This is a genomic window from Tomitella cavernea, assembly GCF_016599145.1.
Lineage (GTDB): Bacteria > Actinomycetota > Actinomycetes > Mycobacteriales > Mycobacteriaceae > Tomitella > Tomitella cavernae.
In genome coordinates this window covers 15,617-33,313 of the sequence record NZ_JAENKO010000006.1, presented here as the reverse complement: position 1 = coordinate 33,313, position 17,697 = coordinate 15,617, and the positions used below count along the sequence as shown (strand labels likewise).

The following is a 17,697-nucleotide window of genomic DNA, read 5'->3' as shown; positions in this document are numbered from 1 at the left end:
GGCTGCATGGACGCGCGCGAGTGGGATGAGCGGTACACCGACGCCGGATACGTCTGGGGAGCTTCGGCGAACGAGGTGGTAGTGGAGCTGACGACGCCCTTGCCGCCGGGCCGCGCGGTGGACATCGGCAGCGGGGAGGGCCGTAATGCAGTGTTCCTGGCGACGCGAGGCTGGCTCGTGGAGGGCATCGACTTCTCGCAGGTGGCGCTGGACAAGGCCGCGGAGCTGGCGCGGCCTTCTCCGCAGTCCGTGATCGAACGGCTGACGTGGACGTGCGCGGACCTGACCACCGCAGACTTCGGCTCCGGGCTGGACCTGGCGCTGATCGTCTATATCCATCTGCCGCCGGAGCAGCGCCGGGGGCTTCTGCGGCGGGCCCAGGACGCGCTGGCTCCGGGCGGCGCGCTGCTCATGCTGGGCCACCACGGCCGCAACATCGCCGAAGGCGTGGGCGGTCCGCAGGATCCGTCGATCCTGTTCTCCCCGCAGGACATCGCGGCGGAGCTCGATCCGTCGATGACGGTGGATTTCGCCCGGGACCTGGGCCGCGAGACCGCCGGCGGCACCGCCATCGACGCGCTGGTGTTCGCGCGCAAGCGGTAGGCCCGACGCACGGATCGCGCTCACCGCACCCCCGAACGGGCCCCGGCCAACCGGCCGGGGCCCGTTCGCGCGTCCGCACCCCGCACAGCCTCGGCCTGTGTACATATGACCTCATTAGGTCTTCTCCATTGACATTCATATGTGTTTTGTCTACTTTGGTGATCACTACCACATCAACGTCAACCGGCCCTGCAACGTTGACGACCCGCACGGATGAAGGGTGATCACGATGAAGACACTCACCTACACGCGTGAGGACGGCACCGTCGCCACGTGGCGCGATCGCAAGCGGCTGCTGTGGATCCTGGCGCTGATCCCGTCGTCGGCCACGTTCATCGCCGTCGGTCTCGTCGCCGCCACCGGCTGGAATGCTTTCTGGTGGGCCGGGCCGATGATCGCGTTCGGGCTGCTGCCGCTGCTCGACGTGCTGGCCGGCGAGGACGGGAAGAACCCTCCGGATGAGGTGATCGACGCGCTGGAGAACGACCGGTTCTACCGCTACACCACCTACGCGTACATCCCTTTGCAATACAGCTCGTTCTTCCTGGCCTGCTACATCTGGTCGGCCTGGGATCTGAGCGTGCTGTCGAACATCGGCCTCGCGATCACCGTGGGCGTCACCGCCGGCATCGGTATCAACACCGCCCACGAGCTGGGGCACAAGAAGGAGAACCTGGAGCGTCGGCTCTCGCGCCTGGTGCTGGCCCAGTCCGCGTACGGACACTTCTACATCGAGCACAACCGCGGCCACCACGTCCGCGTCGCCACCCCGGAGGACCCGGCCAGCTCCCGCATCGGGGAGAGTTTCTACCGGTTCTGGCCGCGCTCGGTGGCCGGCGGCGTCCGGTCCGCGTGGCAGATCGAGAGCAAGCGCCTGCAGCGCGTCGGCTCCCCGGTGTGGGGCCCCAAGAACGACGTGCTCACCGCGTGGCTGATGACGGTGGCGCTGTTCGGCGCATCGCTGGCGATCTTCGGGCTGTCCATCTGGCCCTACCTGCTGATCCAGGCGGTATTCGGTTTCTCGCTGCTGGAGGCCGTCAACTACCTGGAGCACTACGGGCTGCTGCGCCGGCGCACCCCGCGCGGGCGATACGAGCGGTGCAGGCCGTCGCACAGCTGGAACAGCAACCACATCTGCACCAACGTGTTCCTCTACCACCTGCAGCGCCACAGTGACCACCACGCCAATCCCACCCGCCGGTACCAGACGCTGCGCACAATGGACGAGGCACCGCAGCTGCCCGCCGGCTATTCGACGATGATCCTGCTCGCGGTGGTCCCGCCGCTGTGGCACAGGCTCATGGACCCCAAGGTGGCCCGGCACTACGCAGGTGACATGCGCCTGGCGAACATCCAGCCGGGCAAGCGCGCCAAGGTGCTCGCCGCGTACGGCATCACCGATGATGCGCCCGCCGAAGAGGCCTACGGGGAGCGTGCGGAATGAGCGTCTACATCTGCCCCGGCTGCGACTACCGGTTCGACGAGGCCGCCGGCGACCCGCGCGAGGGCTTCCCCGCCGGCACCGCCTGGGCCGAGGTCCCCGACGACTGGGCCTGCCCCGACTGCGGCGTCCGCGAGAAGGTCGACTTCCTCCCCGCCTGAGCCCGGCCATCCCGCACCCCCGCCCCCGACCTCGACATCGACCTCGACCTCGACCTCGAACTCGAAGGAGCATGCCATGAACGCCACCGCGACCGCCTACAAGCTGTACCGCTGCCTGCAGTGCGGATTCGAGTACGACGAAGCCGAAGGCTGGCCGGAGGACGGCATCGAGCCCGGCACGCGCTGGGACGACATCTCCGACGATTGGTCCTGCCCCGACTGTGGCGCCGCGAAGGCCGACTTCGAGATGGTGGAGGTCGAGCGGTGATGCCGGGCCGAGTGGTCATCGTCGGCACGGGAATCGCCGGGGCGGCCGCCGCACAGACACTCCGCAAGGACGGGTTCGACGGCGAGGTCGTCATGATCGGCGCGGACCGACGGCCGCCCTACCGACGCACGATGCTGACGAAGGACCTGCTCTCCGGACGCGTGGACGCCGACCGCATCCCGCTCCGCTCCGCCGACGCCTGGCAGACGATGCCGGTCGAGATCCGCACAGGCACATGGGCCGCAGACCTCGACCCCGTCGGCCGCAGCATCACCACGGAGGACGTCAGCATCAGCACGGAGGACGGCAGCATCACCACGGAGGACGTCGGCACCGGCGCCCGGGCGACGCTCGACTACGACGCGCTCCTGCTCGCCACCGGCGGCCGCGCGCGGCGGCTCGACCCGCCCGGCGGACCTGCCTGGCCGGGGGTGCTGCACGTGCGGGACGCCGAGGACGCGCTGGCACTGCGCAGCCGCATCGGCGAGGCCGTCGGCGCGCCGGGTCCGCGCGGGCGCCTCGTGATCGTCGGCGCAGGATTGATCGGGTGCGAGGTGGCCGCCGTGGCCGCGGCGGCGGGAGTCGCGGTCACCCTCCTCGAGGCCGGACCACGGCCGCTGGCGGGGACTGTCCCGGAAGCGGTGTCGGAGATGCTCGCGGACCTGCACGCCGGGCACGGCGTGACGATCGAGACCGGTGTGCAGGTCACCGGCGTCGTCGGGGAAACCGACTCCGATACATCGGGAAAGGGTGTATCCGTCGTCCAAGCCGCGGACGGCCGGAAATGGACCGCCGGCGTCGTCGTCGGCGCGGTCGGCATGATCCCGGCGACGGAGCTTGCGCAGTCCGCCGGGCTCGACGTCGCCGACGGGATCCTCGTCGACGAGTACTGCGCCACGTCCGCGCCGGGCGTCTACGCGGCAGGCGACGCGGCCCGCTTCCCCGACCCGTTCACCGGCGGCACCTGCCGGATCGAGCACTGGAACCACGGGCAGGCACACGGTGCCGCCGCCGCACGGGCGATCCTCGGCAACGGGCGGCCCTATCGGGAGGTGCCCTGGTGCTGGACGCACCAGTACGGCGTGAACCTGCAGATCGCGGGGACGCCGCAGGCGGCCGACGAGTGGCGCACGGACGGCGACCTCGGAGCCCGCGAGTTCCTCTCCGTCGGCTTCGCGGCCGGTCAGGAGGTGGCCGCCGTCGCGGCCGGCCGCCCCAAGGAACTGCGGGCGGCGCGGGCGCGCATCGGCGAGCACCTCACCTGGTCCGGCGCGCCGGCGGCCGCCCGATGAGTCCCGCCGCCGCGCTCGCGCCGCGTACCGCCGGCCCCACCCCGCGGCACCCGCCCGGGCATGGTGTGGACGGACTCGGCGACAATGCAGGCATGGCAGTCGGCCGGAGCGCACGCATCCCCTATCACCAGGCGACCCGTCGCCTCCTGCGGCAGTCCGTCTTCGACTCGCTCTTCGAACTGCAGGCGGACAAGGCCTGGCCGGCGATCACGATGACCGACCTCGCCCGCGCCGCCGGCGTGAGCCGCCAAACCCTCTACAACGAGTTCGGATCGCGGCACGACGTGGCGCAGCAGTACATCCTCAGGCTCGTCGACGGCTACCTGGACCAGGTGGAGACCGACATCGCCGAGCACCCCGGCGACGCACGGGCGGCCCTCGAGACGGCGTTCCGCTCGTTCCTGACGATGGCGGCGGCGGACCCGATGGTGCGCTCGGCCATCGAGGGCTCCGCGTCCGACGACATCCTGCGGCTGGTGACCAGCGAGGCAGGCACTCTGCTGGCCTCGGCGAGCGAGCGACTGGCCCGGATCTTCGCCGACTCGTGGGCGCGGTTGTCGCACGAAGACGCCCACCGGCTGGGCCGCCACCTGGTGCGCCATGCGCTGAGCTACGTCACCATCGCCCCCGGCACCGAGGAGGACCCGGCCGCCGACATGAGCCTGCTGCTCGCCCCAGCCGTGCAGGCGCTCGCCGACGACGCAGCACGGTAGGCCTCGCCTCCGCCGATGGGCGCGCGTACCAGCCACCCGCCGCGGATCCCACCGGCCCCGGAAACGGTCCCATCGTGGGCACGCAGCGGTGTTCCTTCCGTCACCGAACCGCCCGGCCGGCGCCGCAGCCTCGCTGCGACACCCCGACCCACCTGCAGTTTCGTGGAGATTCCCGACCTTATACACCAGATGTTCAATCCGAGCAATCCCTCATGTTTGCGCACCGGACAAAAGGGCGTAGCCTGAACAGTAAGTTACTCGTCGGTAGAGTGGCTCTGCGCGCACGCGGCACTGCGCCGCGCACGCCGGGCAGTGCCGTCTACGGCGCCGAACCTCCGGCTCGACGTCGACGCGTAGCACCGACACCCGCAGGCCGCAGCCTGCACGGCAGAAGTCCACAACTCGACAACGACGAACACCACGCAGGGCACCCCGCCACCGGGCACCATCGGATGGACCACCACCCGCCGGCCGGGGCGCCTGCCAGCCGAGTCAAGGCTTGTCACGAGGAAGCGAAGACATGGGCCATTTCAAGAGCAACACCCGCGATATCGAGTTCAACCTCTTCGAGGACCTCAAAGTCCAGGAGCCGATGTCCCAGGGCGCCTGGGGCGACTTCGACGAGGACACCGCGCGCACGATGATCTCCGAGGTCGCCAAGCTGGCCGAGGGGCCGCTGGGCGAGGCCTACGCGGACGCCGACCGCAACCCGCCCACCTTCGACCCCGAAACCCACGAGGTCACGCTGCCCGAGGGCTTCAAGAAGTCCTTTCGCACCATGTGGGACGCGGAGTACTACCGCATGGGCCTGCCGGAGGAGATCGGCGGCGTCCCCGCCCCCCGCGTGCTCGGTTGGAGCCTCAACGAGATGATGCTCGGCGCACAGCCCGCCGCCTTCATGTACGCCGCGGGCCCATCGTTCGCCGGGGTGCTGTTCCAGAACGGCACCGACGAGCAGAAGAAGTGGGCGGAGACCTGCGTCGAGCGGGGTTGGGGCGCCACCATGGTGCTCACCGAGCCGGACGCCGGATCCGACGTGGGCGCCGGCCGCACCAAGGCCGTCAAGCAGGACGACGGCACCTGGCACATCGAGGGCGTCAAGCGGTTCATCACCTCCGCCGACTCCGACGACCTGTTCGAGAACATCTTCCATCTGGTGCTGGCCCGCCCCGAGGGTGCCGGGCCCGGCACCAAGGGCCTGAGCCTGTTCTTCGTGCCCAAGTTCCACTTCGACTTCGACAGCAACGAGATGGGCGAGCGCAACGGCGTCTTCGTCACCGGCGTCGAGCACAAGATGGGATTGAAGGCGTCCGCAACCTGCGAGGTCACCTTCGGCGGGAACGACGTCCCGGCCGTCGGCTGGCTCGTCGGCGAGGTTCACGACGGCATCGCGCAGATGTTCGACGTGATCGAGCACGCCCGCATGATGGTGGGCACCAAGGCCATCGGCACCCTGTCCACCGGCTACCTCAACGCGCTCGAGTACGCCAAGGAGCGCGTCCAGGGCGCCGACCTCACCCAGATGACCGACAAGTCCGCCCCGCGCGTGACCATCACGCACCACCCGGACGTGCGCCGGGCGCTGATGATGCAGAAGGCCTACGCCGAGGGCATGCGCGCCGTGTACCTGTACACCGCTGCCCACCAGGACCAGGCGATGGCCGAGTTCACCTCCGGCGCAGACCTCGAGACCGCGCACCGCGTGAACGACCTGCTGCTGCCCATCGTCAAGGGTGTCGGCTCCGAGCGTGCCTACCAATACCTGACCGACAGCCTGCAGACGCTCGGTGGGTCGGGCTTCCTGCAGGACTACCCCATCGAGCAGTACATCCGCGACGCCAAGATCGACTCGCTCTACGAGGGCACCACGGCGATCCAGGCGCAGGACTTCTTCTTCCGCAAGATCGCCCGCGACCGCGGCACGGCCCTCGGGCACGTGGCCGGCCAGATCAAGGCCTTCATCGACTCCCCGGACGCGGACGGGCGCCTCAAGGGCGAGCGCGTGCACCTGGCCACCGCCATGGAGGACGTGCAGGGCATGGTCACCACCATGACCGGCTGGCTGATGGGTGCCCAGGAGCAGACCGCCGAGCTCTACAAGGTGGGCCTGGCGTCGGTGCGGTTCCTCATGTCGTTCGGCGACCTGCTCGTGGGCTGGCGGCTGCTGCACCAGGCGGAGATCGCCCTCGCCGCCCTCGACGGCGACGCCCCCGACAAGGACCGCGCGTTCTACGAGGGCAAGGTGGGCGTCGCCCAGTTCTTCGCCCGAAACGTGCTGCCGGAGCTCACGGCCAACCGCAAGATCGTCGAGAACACCGACGGCGAGATCATGGAGCTCGACGAGGCGGCGTTCTGACCCGCTGACCCTCTCCCTCCTGCGGCCCGGCGACATCGTCGCCGGGCCGCAGTAAGGTCTGCCACCGGCATGCGAATCCGGCCGATCGGTTTCCCGGTCGCACGGTCCGCCGGACGCAGTCGACGAAAGGACTTCGCCGTGTCTCAGCAGCAGCCGGACTCGCCATCAGCGCCGGATGCCCCACAGGACGACGACCGTGGCACCACGGACGACCCCGGCCTGCCCTCCCCCGCGGCCGTCACCGCGACGGGGCTGCGCGCAGCGGGCCCCGACGGGCCGGTGTTCGGGCCGCTGAACCTGCGCATCGCGCGCGGCGGGCTGCACATCCTCCAGGGCCCCTCCGGCTCCGGACGCACCACGCTGCTGTTGGCCCTTGCGGGCCGGTTCAAGGTGGACGGCGGCACGCTCGACGTGCTCGGCCGCACCCGGCCGGCCGCAGTCCGCGGACTCTGCGCCATCGCCGGCTTCCGAGGGATCGACGATATCGACGGTTCCGTGCGGATACGCACCGTCGTGCACGAGCAGCTCGCCTGGAACACCCCCTGGTACCGGCGCGCGCCACGGATGGGCGACGAGGCCTACGAGGGCACGCTGCGCCCCGTCTACGGCGACCTGCCGCTGCCGTCGTCCGCCACCCGCGTCGAGGACCTGGGCGAGCTGGATCGGATGCTGTTGCGGATCGCGCTGGCCGCGGCGCCGGCCGTCCACGATCGGTGCGTCGCCCCGCGGGTGCTGTTCGTCGACGACATCGAGCAGGTGCGGGCACGGGACGAGCAGGAGACTCTGGTCCGCCGCCTCGCCGACGTAGGCCGCCGCGCCACCGTGATCGCCTCGGCCATCGACCCGCTGCGCGATCCCGCCCCGCCGCACAGCCTCTACCCGCTGCAGTCGACGGAACCGGGCTCCCCCGAACCCCTGAAAGGCGCCTGACCCATGCTCGCCGGATTCTCGATCGGCTCCGAGCTCAAGCGTTTCGGCAAGGGCCGCATGCCCAAGATCGCGCTGCTGGCCATCGTCTTCATGCCGCTGCTCTACGGCGCGCTGTACCTGTGGGCCTTCTGGAACCCGTTCAACGAGGTGGATCGGCTGCCGGTGGCCCTGGTCGACAGCGACCGCGGGGCCGTCGTCGAGGGGCAGCCGCTCCACGCGGGCCAACAGGTCGCCGACGAATTGCTGAGCCGCAACGACCTGGACTGGCACCTGGTCTCGCCGCAGGAGGCCCGGCAGGGCGTGGAGGACGGCGACTACTACTTTTCCGTGACGCTGCCGGAGAACTTCAGCGCCGCCGTGGGATCGCCGATGTCCGACGACCCGCGGCAGGCGAAGATCGACGTGCTCTACAACGACACCAACAACTATCTGAGCACGGTGATCGGGCAGAACGCCATGAACCAGCTGCAGCTGGCGGTGAGTCAGACCATCAGCAGTCAGGCCGTGGACAAGGTGCTGGTGGGCCTGCAATCGGCGGGCGACGGCCTGCAGCAGGCGGCCGACGGCGCGGCGCGGCTCGCCGACGGGGCCGTCGCCCTCGACGACGGCGCAGGCGAACTCGACGCGGGCGCGCACACGCTGTCCGAGGGCATCGACACGGCGCATGCGGGATCCGGCGAGCTGGCCGGCGGCGCGGCGCGACTCTCGGACGGCATCGACACGGCGACCGGCGGCGTGCTGGCGCTCACCGACGGGCTGGGGCAGCTCAACGCAGGCACGGACCGGCTGGGGTCCGGTGCCGCACAGATCAGCGGCGGCGTCGATGAGGTGGTGGGGCTCCTCGACCCCATCGGGCGGATCCAGTCCGACGCCGCCCGCCAGGTGGCGCAGGTGGCCGACCTGCTGCGCAGCAACCCCGATCCGCTCTCGCAGCAGGCCGTCGCCGCGTTGGACGGACTGCAGCACACCCTTGCCACCCAGGGGCTCGCCCCCGCCGCCCTGGACCGGCTGCATCAGCTGCGCGACGGTGCCGCCCAGCTCGCCGACCAGCTGGGCAACCCGTCATCGCAATACCGCAGCGGGATCACCGCGCTGGTCGACGGCGGCGGTGCGCTGCGCTCCGGCCTGCAGCAGCTTTCCGCCGGCGGGCATCAGCTCGAGGGCGGCGCGGCCGAACTGCACGCCGGGCTCGGCGAGCTCTCCGCCGGCGGGCACCGGCTCACCGACGGAACCACCACGCTCACCGAAGGCACCGAGCAGCTGCGCAGCGGGTCCGCCGAACTGGCCCGGAAGCTCGGCGAGGGCGCGGAACAGGTGCCGGACTGGAACGAGCAGCAGCGCAAGGACGTCTCGTCCACCATCGGGGCCCCCGTCGGCGTGGACGAGGACAGCGTCACCCATGCGCCGACGTTCGGCATCGGGTTCGCGCCGTTCTTCCTGTCGCTGGCGCTGTATGTGGGCGGCATCATCGTCTGGATGCTGCTGCGGCCCATCCAGCAGCGGCCCCTCGCGGGCAGGCTCGGCTCGCTGCGGGTGGTGTTCGCATCGTTCTGGCCGGCGCTGTGGATCGTCGTCGCACAGGCGGTGGTGATGTACCTGGTGGTGCGCTTCGCCCTGGACTTGAACCCCGCCTACCCCGCGGCGACCTTCGGGATGCTGCTGCTGGTCGGGGCGACGTTCCTGGCCCTGATCCAGATGTTCAACGTGGTGCTGGGCACCTCGGTGGGCAGGGTTGTCACGCTCGCGTTCCTCATGCTCCAGCTGGTGTCCTCGGGCGGGGTCTATCCGGTGGAGACCACCTCGAGGCCGTTCCAATGGCTGCACCCCTTCGACCCGATGACCTACACCGTCGACGGCCTGCGCCAGGTGACTCTGGGCCACGTGGACGGCCGGCTGTGGATCTCGCTGGCGGTCCTCGCCGGGGTGTTCGTCGGCTCGCTGGCCCTGAGCGCCCTGGCGGCGCGGCGCGACCGGCGCTGGACCGTCGAGCGCCTGCACCCGCCGATCGAGGTGTGAGCGGCCGGCCGCGGGTAGGGTCGGCGCCAAGTGCACCGCAGCCGAGCAGAAGGGTGTGATCGACATGGCGCGCGTCGTCGTCTTCGGTGGCCACGGCAAGGTGGCGATGCTGCTGCATCCGCTGCTGGTCGAGCGCGGCGACGAGGTCACCGCCGTCGTGCGCAACCCCAACCACGCGGAGGAGGTGATGGCGGCGGGCGCCCAGCCGCTGGTGGCGGATGTGGAGCAGCTCGACGTCGACGCGATCGCGGAGGAGATCGGGGCGTTCGACGCCGCTGTGTGGACCGCGGGTGCGGGCGGCGGCAACCCGGAGCGCACCTACGCGGTGGACCGGGACGCGGCCGTCCGCTCGATGGACGCGGCGGTCCGTGCCGGGCTGCGCCGCTACGTGATGGTCTCCTACTTCGGTGCGGGCCCGGGGCACGGCGTCCCGTCGGACAACGGCTTCTTCCCCTACGCGGAGGCCAAGGCCGCAGCTGACGCGCACTTGCGGGGCACCGACCTGGACTGGACGATCCTGGGGCCCAGCCGTCTCACCCTCGAGCCCGGCTCGGGCCGGATCGAGGCCGACGAGGGGCCGGAGTCGCAGATGGCGAAAGGCGAGGTCCCCCGCGCCGACGTGGCCGCGGTGATCGCCGAGGTGCTCCACCGCGACGACACCATCCGGCGCACCGTCGAGTTCAACACGGGCCCCACCCCGATCGCCGAGGCCCTGAACCGGAGCTGACCAGCGGGCACCGCGTACCCCGTGCGTCCTACGCCGTGTCGCATTCGCTCCGCGACCGCCTCGGGACCGCCGCGGCAGCGGCCAGAGCCACGGCCGCGATCCCCGTCGCGATGAGGAACAGCAGTGTGTTCGCCGAGGCCGCGGCGTCGGCGACGGCGTGCACCGCGGTGGCGGGCAGCCCGCCGAGCGTCGCGGGGTCGACCGACGACGGGTCGAGCACCTCCGTGCCGGGCGCGCCCGAGTCGACGATCCCGTCGGCCAGACGTCCGGTGAAGATCGATCCCAGGGTGCCCACGCCCACCGCGCCGACGAGCATGCGCAGGAACGACACCGCTCCGGTGGCCGCGCCCACCTCGCCCGGCGGTGCCGAGTTCTGCACCAGCACCACCGGCGTCTGGAAGAGCATGCCGATGCCGGCGCCTATCACGATCATGTAGAGCATCGTCTGCCACATCGCGGTGCCCGGCCCCATCGTCGCGATCAGCGCGCAGCCGGCCGTGAGGATCCCGGTTCCGGTGAGCATCGCTGGACGGAAGCGGGATGGCGCATCGGTCCAGCGGCCCACGAGCAGGGAGACGCCGATCGCCGGCAGCAGCATCGGCAGCAGGAGCAGTCCGCTGTTCGCCGCCGAGCGCCCCTGCACGAGTTGCAGGAACACCGGCAGGAAGTTGATCGCCGCCATCATCACCGCGCCCATACTCAGCGCCAAGACCGCGGCGCTCATGAGAACGGATCGATCCCGGAACAGCGCGCGCGGCAGAAACGGTTGTGCGGCACGATGTTCGACGGTCCAGGTGACGGCGATGCCGACGGTCCCTAGCCCGGCGGCGATCAGCACGTGCGGCGAAGTCCACCCGTACCGCCCCACCCAGCTGCCGGCGAGCACCCACCCGGTGCCGGTAACGGTGATGGCGGCCAGCCCCAGGCTGTCGATCCTGCCACCGGTGCGCTCGCGCGGCGTCCGCAGGAGTAGCGCCACGCCGACCATCGCAAGCGCGACGACGGGGATGTTGAGCGCGAAGATCCAGCGCCAGCCCAGGTGGTCGGTGATGATGCCGCCGATCCACGGCCCGATGATCATCGACAGCGGGGCGACCGCGCCGAACATGCTCTGGTAGCGCGCCCGCCTATCGGGCGGTGCGATGTCCGCGACGGTCGCCATGAGGCTGGTGAGGGTGATCCCCGCGCCGAGCCCCTGCACCGCGCGCGCCAGCAGCAACCCCGTCATCCCGCCGGCGAGCGCGGCCCACAGCGACCCTGCCACGAATACCGCTTGGGCGATGAGCAGGACGGCCCTGCGCCCGTACTGGTCGCCGAACCGCCCGCCCACCGCGGTGCCGACCGCCATCGTCAGCAGGTAGAGCGTGGCGATCCAGGCGAGCCGGCCGAACCCGCCGAGGTCGCCCGCGATGGTCGGCAACGCGGTGGCGGTCACCAGCGCGTCGAGTTGCACCGGGACGAGGGCGCACAACAACGCCGCCATGACGGGGACGACCCGCACCGGTGGTGAGGCGGTCCCCCGCTCCGTGAGTTCCTGCGCCTGTTTCATCGCACACTCCCTTACCTGTCGACCGGCTAGTTTTTACTTGCCGACAGGTAAGCACGCCATTAGCCGGTCGTCAAGTAAGCTCGGGGCCGCGCCGACATTCGCGGTGCGCAGTGGGATGGAAACGGAGACCCAAGTGTCAGGCAGGCGGACGGGAACGCGGCAGCGGATCGTCGAGACGGCAATGCGGATGTTCGTCGAGCGGGGCTACGACGGGACGTCGCTGAGGGAGATCGCCGAGGCCCTCGAGGTCACGAAGGCCGCGCTCTACTACCACTTCCGCACCAAGGAGGAGATCGTCGAGGAGGCGTTCAGCACGCACGAGCATCGTCTCGACGGGCTGATGCGCTGGCTGGCCGCCACCGACCCGTCGGCAGAGCGCGATGCGGAGCTCCTCGACCGGCTCGACACGCTCTTCTCCGGCGAATCGGGGCTGGTCATGCGGTTCGGGCAGGTGAACCGCGCGGTGATGGCACGCGAGAGCATCGGCGCCCGGCACCTGGAGCTGTTGTCCCGCGTGATCAGCACGCTCACCCGCGACGCCCCGGAAGCGGAGGGCCGGCTGCGGTCGATCCTCGCCTTCGGGGCGGTGGTGCTGGCCGCGACGGGACCGTCGGACGACGAGGCGCTCACGCTCGGCGGCACCGCCGAGGAGCGGCGGGCCGCGGGGCGCCGGGTGGCCGGCGAACTGCTCGCCGGCCTCCGCTGACCACTCCTTCCGGTCGCGCCGCCTATGTGCAGGTGACGATGGGCGACGGGTCGTACACCGTCGTCTCCGTGCTGCGCGAGATCTCCGCACCCGTGGCCGCACTGCGGATGATGCGGGTGTCCGAGGTGGTGAAGCCGGGTGCGCCCGACGACGGCGAACAGTCCTCGCCGCGGAGCGTGATCCGCTCGGGGTCGGTGTAGTTCCAGCGCCCACCGTTGACGGACTCCACGTCCACCGTCTTGGTGCCCCAGATGCGCACGGTCACCGAGTCCGAGTCGCCGGACGCCTGGATGAGCACGCCGGTGGACGACGGGTTGGTGAACTTGAGGTCGATGGCCCCCTCGTACACCGTGGCCTCGCGGCCGGCGGGATACCGCGAGATGTAGTAGCTGTGCTCCTGGTGGCCGGCGTCCTCCATCCCCGCGAAGTACGCCGCGTTGAACAGCGTGGTGGCGAACTGGCTGATGCCGCCGCCCACGGCCTGATCGGCGTGCCCGTTGAGGATGATGCCCGACTCGACGTACCCCTGGGCGGTGCCGCGCGTGCCGGTGTAGCCGTTGAGGGAGAAGGTCTCGCCCGGCAGCACCACGGCGCCATTCACCTCCTGGGCCACGCGCCGGATGTTCACCCCGGAGGCGTAGCTGAAGCCGCTGGTCGTGAACTCGGCGATCACCTCGTCGATGCCCAGCCCCTCGGCCTCCTCGGTGGTCAGGTCCGGGTGGTCGTCCACGTAGACGGCGCTCAGTGCGCGGTCCTCGTCGAACAGCCCTCGCCAGTCGTGCAGGGTGGCGCCCCAGTCGATGTCGCGCCCGTCCTGCGAGGGCACCACCTCCGGCCCGGACGAGCCCAGCCGCACGGTGGCGTCACGCGCCGGCGTGACGGTGCCGGCGAGCTGCTCGCCGAACACCCGCTGCGCCGCCTCCGCGTCGAACCGAGGCGCCAGCGCGCCCTCGTCGTCCAGCTCGATGCGGACGATCTCGCCGATCCGTTCGGGCGGGAGCACCGCCTCGGCGCCCTCCCCGGTCACCGTGACGGGTCCGGCCACGGCGGAGCGGGCGAAGCCGTCGAGCACGGCCTGCACGTCGGACCGGTCGGTCCGCGGCTGCTCCACCTGTACCGGGAGTACCACCGCGCCGCCGTCCGCCCACTGCTCGATGAGGGCGTCGGCCGCCGCCGGGGCGTCGAGCCGCTGCCCCGTCTGCGGCCACGTCGGCACCGCCTCGCCGCCCGCGAAGGCCACTGCGCCCTCGACGACGGGGCGGTCGACCTGCCCGGCGATGCCGTCGACGGCGGCCGCGAGCGCATCCTGGTCGACCTCTCCGACGACGGGGATGTCCCGGGTGGTGAACAGCGAAGTCAGACGAGTCCACGGATTCATCGACCCGGTGCCCGCGGCGGCCACGCTGGCCTCCGCGTCGATGCCGAGCCCCGCATCCGCGGGAACGATCTCGATGGTGGCGTCGCCCGCCTGCACGGTGACCGGGTGGGAACCGCCCGCCTCGGCGCGGGCGCGCACGCGCTCGGCGGCCTCGTCCGGCGCGAGCCCGCCCACTTCCACCCCGGCGATCCGCACGCCGCGCGGCACCTCGCCGGAGGTCGTCGCCACGTCGATCCCGAAGGCGACCGCCGCGAGCGCGACGACCCCGCCGACCGCGGCGAGGGTGATGCGCAGACGTCTCCGTCCGCCGCCGGCAGGCCCGCCGCCGACGGTATCGGAGTCGCCCGCGAGGGGCCCGGTAGCCGGATCCTGCTCGCCGGTCATCGTGCTCCTTCAGTCGGTCGTCGGCCCGGATGGGGATCTCCGGCCGGGGGACACACCTCATCATGATCGAAGGTGAACACCGTTGCTTCAACCGGCCCCGCGTGCGGAGCCCGTCACGATCGGGGCGCCGGGCCGGGCCTCGATATCCGCGGCGCTTCCGCCCAGGATAACGAGGAGGTGCGGCCCGGATGCGCGAGTAGGCCGCGTGAGCCCGTCGGTCGGGGTTGACGGGATCACGCGGCCGACCTGTGTGTCGGTCACGGGGCGTGCGGCGTTACACACCCGCACGCTGCGGGAGCCGTCGGATGAGCCAAGACTCCATAGGAGGTCGATCGTCCCCGTATCATGTGCGCATGGGGATCGAGGAGGAGAGTCGCGCAGCCATCCTCGACGCGGTCCTGACCGGCATGACGGGCACTCTCATGGACGGGGCGGGCAGCGGCCCCTCCACATTCCTCGTCACCGGCAGTGGTGGCTCCGGCAAAACGCATCTGCTCCACGTGCTGGCCGGGCTCGCCGACATGCCGGACGTCGACCTGCGCTTCGCATCCGGCGAGCCGGCCACCACCGGCCGCCCGGGGTCGGTGCTCGCGCAGCTCTTCCCCGAGCTGGAGGCCCCCGGCGACCGCACGTACGGCGGCAGGCAGGACGAGCACTCGAGCGGGCCGCCGGGACCGATCCGGCACGCCCTCACCCTGGTCGCCGCGCTCGCACGGGAGCGCCCGCTCGCCGTGCTGCTGGACGACGCGCACCTGGCCGACAGCCTCTCGCTGTCCGTGCTCAACCGGCTCGCGGGCACCGACGCGGACGTGCGCCTGGCCATGGCGGTAGCCCGGCGCAGCATCCCCACGCGTGGCGCGTTGACCATGCTGGCCGGGGCGCCCAGCGTGCGTGGGATCGCTCTGGCGCCGCTCACGGACGACGAAGTCCTCGGGCTGGCACGGGGCCGCCTCGGCGCGCCGCCCGGCCCGATGCTCGCCGCGGCGCTGCTGCAGACCGGCGGCAACCCCGCCCACGCACACCGGATCCTCGACTGGGCGCGGTTCCGCGAGCGCCTGCGCCCCGTACCCGGCAGCGACGCCGTCGACGCGCGCCTGGACCACGGCGAGATGGTCGAAATCCTCTCACGCAGCGTCGAAACCCAGCTCAGCCTGCTGGACCCGGACGCCTTGCAAACCGTCCGCCTGGTCGCCGTGTGGAACAAGGCGGTCACCGCCGCGGAGATCGGCATGGCCCGCCGCCAGCACCCCAGCGAGTTCGTCGCCGGCATCGACGCGGCCGTGGGCGCCGGGATCCTCGCATGGGAGGGCGAGCACATCCGGTTCGGGTCGCGGATCGCCGCGGAGGCCGTGCGGGCGGGCCTGGAACCGCCCATCCGCGCGCTCATGCTCGCCGCCGTCGGGGCGGCGGGCGACACCCACCCCGCCACGGACGAGACCTCCTCGATCCTGCGCGTCCAGACGAGCCTGCAGATCGGCGCACAGCTGCCACGGCCCCCACGCCCGCAGGTCGGCACCGTCACCACACCGACCGACCTTCCCACAGTGCTGACCAGGGTCACCATGCTCTCGGACGCCGGGCGGCTCTACGAGGCCTACGAGCTGGCCGAGCGGGCGCTCCCAACGCGCACCGAGCCGACGGAACGGTTGACGCTGCTGTTCTCGATGCTGTCGTTCGCGACGCTCGGCGCCCGCGTCGAGAGGGCGCGCACGGTGCTCCGCGCGATGCACGAGGAGCCGCTGCCCCGGGAGTCCGCGGTCTGGCTCGCCGAGATCGAGACGTGGCTCGACGCCATGACCGGCTCGCCGCCACGGGGCGGCACGCTCACCGCGCTCGCGGAGATCGACGACGCCCCGCCGGGGCTCACCGGCTACCGCACGGCCCGCGCCATCGGCCTCACGTTGGGAGGCGACTGCGTGGGCGCGCTGGCGCTGCTCGACGCGGTACTCGACTCCAACGCCTCGAGCCAGAGCTGGCTCGGCGCGGACAGCCCCGAATCCGCCGCATGGCCGCTGTGGGTGACGCGGTTCGCGTACGGGCCGTCCTACACGCTCACCCGCGCGCCCGTGGACAGTGTCCGCGACAACCGCCTCGTCAACCGATGGCTGGGCCCGTTCCGTCAGAGCGTCATCGCCGAATCGCACATGGCGTGCGGCGAGCTCGACATCGCCTCGATGCTCCTCGACGACGCCCTGGCCGAGGCCCAGCGCATCGAGTCCGGGTGGATGTCAACGGCGGTGGCCGACAGGGCCCTGATCGACGTCCACCGCGGCGCGGCCCCCGCGGCCCTCGCCCTCCTCGCCCGGTGGCGCGAGGGCGGCTTTCCCGACAGGTTCGGGCTGCGTGACGTCGACGTCGCCGACGCCGAGGCGCGCCTGGCCCTGGGCGAGCACGCCGCCGCGGTCGGCCTTGCCCGGCGGACCTGGGCCGCCGCGCAGGCAGACGGCCACTTTGCATGGATGGTGCGCCAGGCCCCGCTGCTGATCCGGCAGGCCCGGCTCGCCGGCGACGACGGCCTGGTCGACGTCATCGCGGCCGGCACCGCCGCGCTCATGCCCCGATTCGACGCGCCCGCCCTGCGCGGGCCCGCCACGCTCGTCGCCGCAGTTGCGGTACGCGATCCGGTCGGCGCCGAGCGGGCGGCCGCCGAGTTCCAGTCGACCGGAGACCAGCTGGGCGAGCTCGCGGCACTCGAGGAGGCCGCGTGCCTCGCCGCGGCGCGCCACGACGGCGCCGGCGCGCTCGCCCGCGCCGAGCAGGCCGCGGCGTTGGCCGTGCGGATCGGGTCCGTCGCCACCGGGCACAGGCTCCACACCCGGTTGTTAAGGCTCGGCGTGGAGTTCGAGCGAGCAGCGGCCGGTGGCCGGTGGGCGGGGGAACCGCGGGCGGTCGATCCGGGGCGCGCAGCGCGGGCGCCCACGGCACCGGGCACCGGCAGCCTCACCCGCGCCGAGCACCGCGTCTCCCGGCTGGTGGCACAAGGCATGACCAGCCCCCAGATCGCCGAACGGCTCGGCATCTCACCGCGCACCGTCCAGACGCACATCTCCCACGTACTGACCAAGCTGGGGCTCAGCACGCGCACCGAGATCGCCGCGCTCATCTCCAGCGAGAACCGCTGAACGCCCCGCCGGTGCGGGCGCCGGCCTTCCGCACTCGGGCGCAGCGCGCCC

14 protein-coding genes are annotated in these 17,697 nt (G+C 71.6%); 12 read left to right on the top strand and 2 right to left on the bottom strand.

Going from position 1 to position 17,697, the window contains the following annotated elements; all coding sequences use genetic code 11:
- Window positions 1–6: 6 nt before the first annotated feature.
- The 10 genes from JJ683_RS04020 to JJ683_RS03975 all read left to right on the top strand — a co-directional run bounded on the left by JJ683_RS04020 (window position 7) and on the right by JJ683_RS03975 (window position 10,507).
- Complete coding sequence (locus tag JJ683_RS04020) at window positions 7–603, top strand: class I SAM-dependent methyltransferase (RefSeq protein WP_200171452.1); 597 nt, start codon at window positions 7–9, stop codon at window positions 601–603.
- A gap of 229 nt (window positions 604–832) precedes the next feature.
- On the top strand, window positions 833–2,047 hold the full coding sequence (locus JJ683_RS04015; protein WP_200171451.1) for an alkane 1-monooxygenase: 1,215 nt from the start codon (window positions 833–835) through the stop codon (window positions 2,045–2,047).
- Window positions 2,044–2,205, top strand: a complete 162-nt coding sequence (locus tag JJ683_RS04010) for a rubredoxin (RefSeq protein ID WP_200171449.1) — start codon at window positions 2,044–2,046, stop codon at window positions 2,203–2,205. The genes JJ683_RS04015 and JJ683_RS04010 overlap by 4 nt, the downstream gene beginning before the upstream one ends.
- A gap of 76 nt (window positions 2,206–2,281) precedes the next feature.
- Window positions 2,282–2,473 carry a rubredoxin gene (locus JJ683_RS04005; protein ID WP_200171447.1) on the top strand — a complete coding sequence of 64 codons (192 nt, stop codon included), beginning with the start codon at window positions 2,282–2,284 and terminating at the stop codon, window positions 2,471–2,473.
- Window positions 2,473–3,765, top strand: coding sequence for an NAD(P)/FAD-dependent oxidoreductase (locus JJ683_RS04000; RefSeq protein WP_200171445.1), 1,293 nt, complete (start codon window positions 2,473–2,475; stop codon window positions 3,763–3,765). The genes JJ683_RS04005 and JJ683_RS04000 overlap by 1 nt, the downstream gene beginning before the upstream one ends.
- A 92-nt stretch (window positions 3,766–3,857) precedes the next feature.
- Window positions 3,858–4,478 carry a TetR/AcrR family transcriptional regulator gene (locus tag JJ683_RS03995; protein WP_200171443.1) on the top strand — a complete coding sequence of 207 codons (621 nt, stop codon included), beginning with the start codon at window positions 3,858–3,860 and terminating at the stop codon, window positions 4,476–4,478.
- 520 nt (window positions 4,479–4,998) lie between these two features.
- The gene (locus JJ683_RS03990) at window positions 4,999–6,834 is read left to right on the top strand and encodes an acyl-CoA dehydrogenase family protein (protein WP_200171441.1); all 1,836 of its coding nucleotides are present in this window, start codon (window positions 4,999–5,001) and stop codon (window positions 6,832–6,834) included.
- Between the two features lie 138 nt (window positions 6,835–6,972).
- Window positions 6,973–7,764 (top strand): ATP-binding cassette domain-containing protein, encoded by a 792-nt coding sequence (locus tag JJ683_RS03985; protein ID WP_307810673.1) that lies wholly within the window; start codon window positions 6,973–6,975, stop codon window positions 7,762–7,764.
- Window positions 7,765–7,767: 3 nt separating this feature from the next.
- Entirely contained in the window at window positions 7,768–9,780 is a 2,013-nt protein-coding gene (locus tag JJ683_RS03980) for a YhgE/Pip family protein (protein WP_200171439.1), read from the top strand.
- Between the two features lie 64 nt (window positions 9,781–9,844).
- On the top strand, window positions 9,845–10,507 hold the full coding sequence (locus JJ683_RS03975) for an SDR family oxidoreductase (RefSeq protein WP_200171574.1): 663 nt from the start codon (window positions 9,845–9,847) through the stop codon (window positions 10,505–10,507).
- Between the two features lie 28 nt (window positions 10,508–10,535).
- Here JJ683_RS03975 and JJ683_RS03970 read toward each other — a convergent pair whose 3' ends face one another.
- Window positions 10,536–12,056 (bottom strand): MFS transporter, encoded by a 1,521-nt coding sequence (locus JJ683_RS03970; protein WP_200171437.1) that lies wholly within the window; start codon window positions 12,054–12,056, stop codon window positions 10,536–10,538.
- A 133-nt stretch (window positions 12,057–12,189) separates the two neighbouring features.
- Here JJ683_RS03970 and JJ683_RS03965 point away from each other — a divergent pair, with 133 nt between their 5' ends.
- Window positions 12,190–12,762 carry a TetR/AcrR family transcriptional regulator gene (locus tag JJ683_RS03965; protein WP_200171435.1) on the top strand — a complete coding sequence of 191 codons (573 nt, stop codon included), beginning with the start codon at window positions 12,190–12,192 and terminating at the stop codon, window positions 12,760–12,762.
- Between the two features lie 22 nt (window positions 12,763–12,784).
- Here the strand turns inward: JJ683_RS03965 and JJ683_RS03960 are convergent, their stop codons facing one another.
- Entirely contained in the window at window positions 12,785–14,524 is a 1,740-nt protein-coding gene (locus JJ683_RS03960; protein WP_200171433.1) for a VanW family protein, read from the bottom strand.
- Between the two features lie 353 nt (window positions 14,525–14,877).
- On the opposite strand from JJ683_RS03960, the gene JJ683_RS03955 reads away from it, so the two are divergent.
- A complete protein-coding gene (locus JJ683_RS03955) occupies window positions 14,878–17,646 on the top strand; it encodes a helix-turn-helix transcriptional regulator (protein ID WP_200171431.1) in 2,769 nt (922 codons plus the stop codon).
- Window positions 17,647–17,697: the final 51 nt, after the last annotated feature.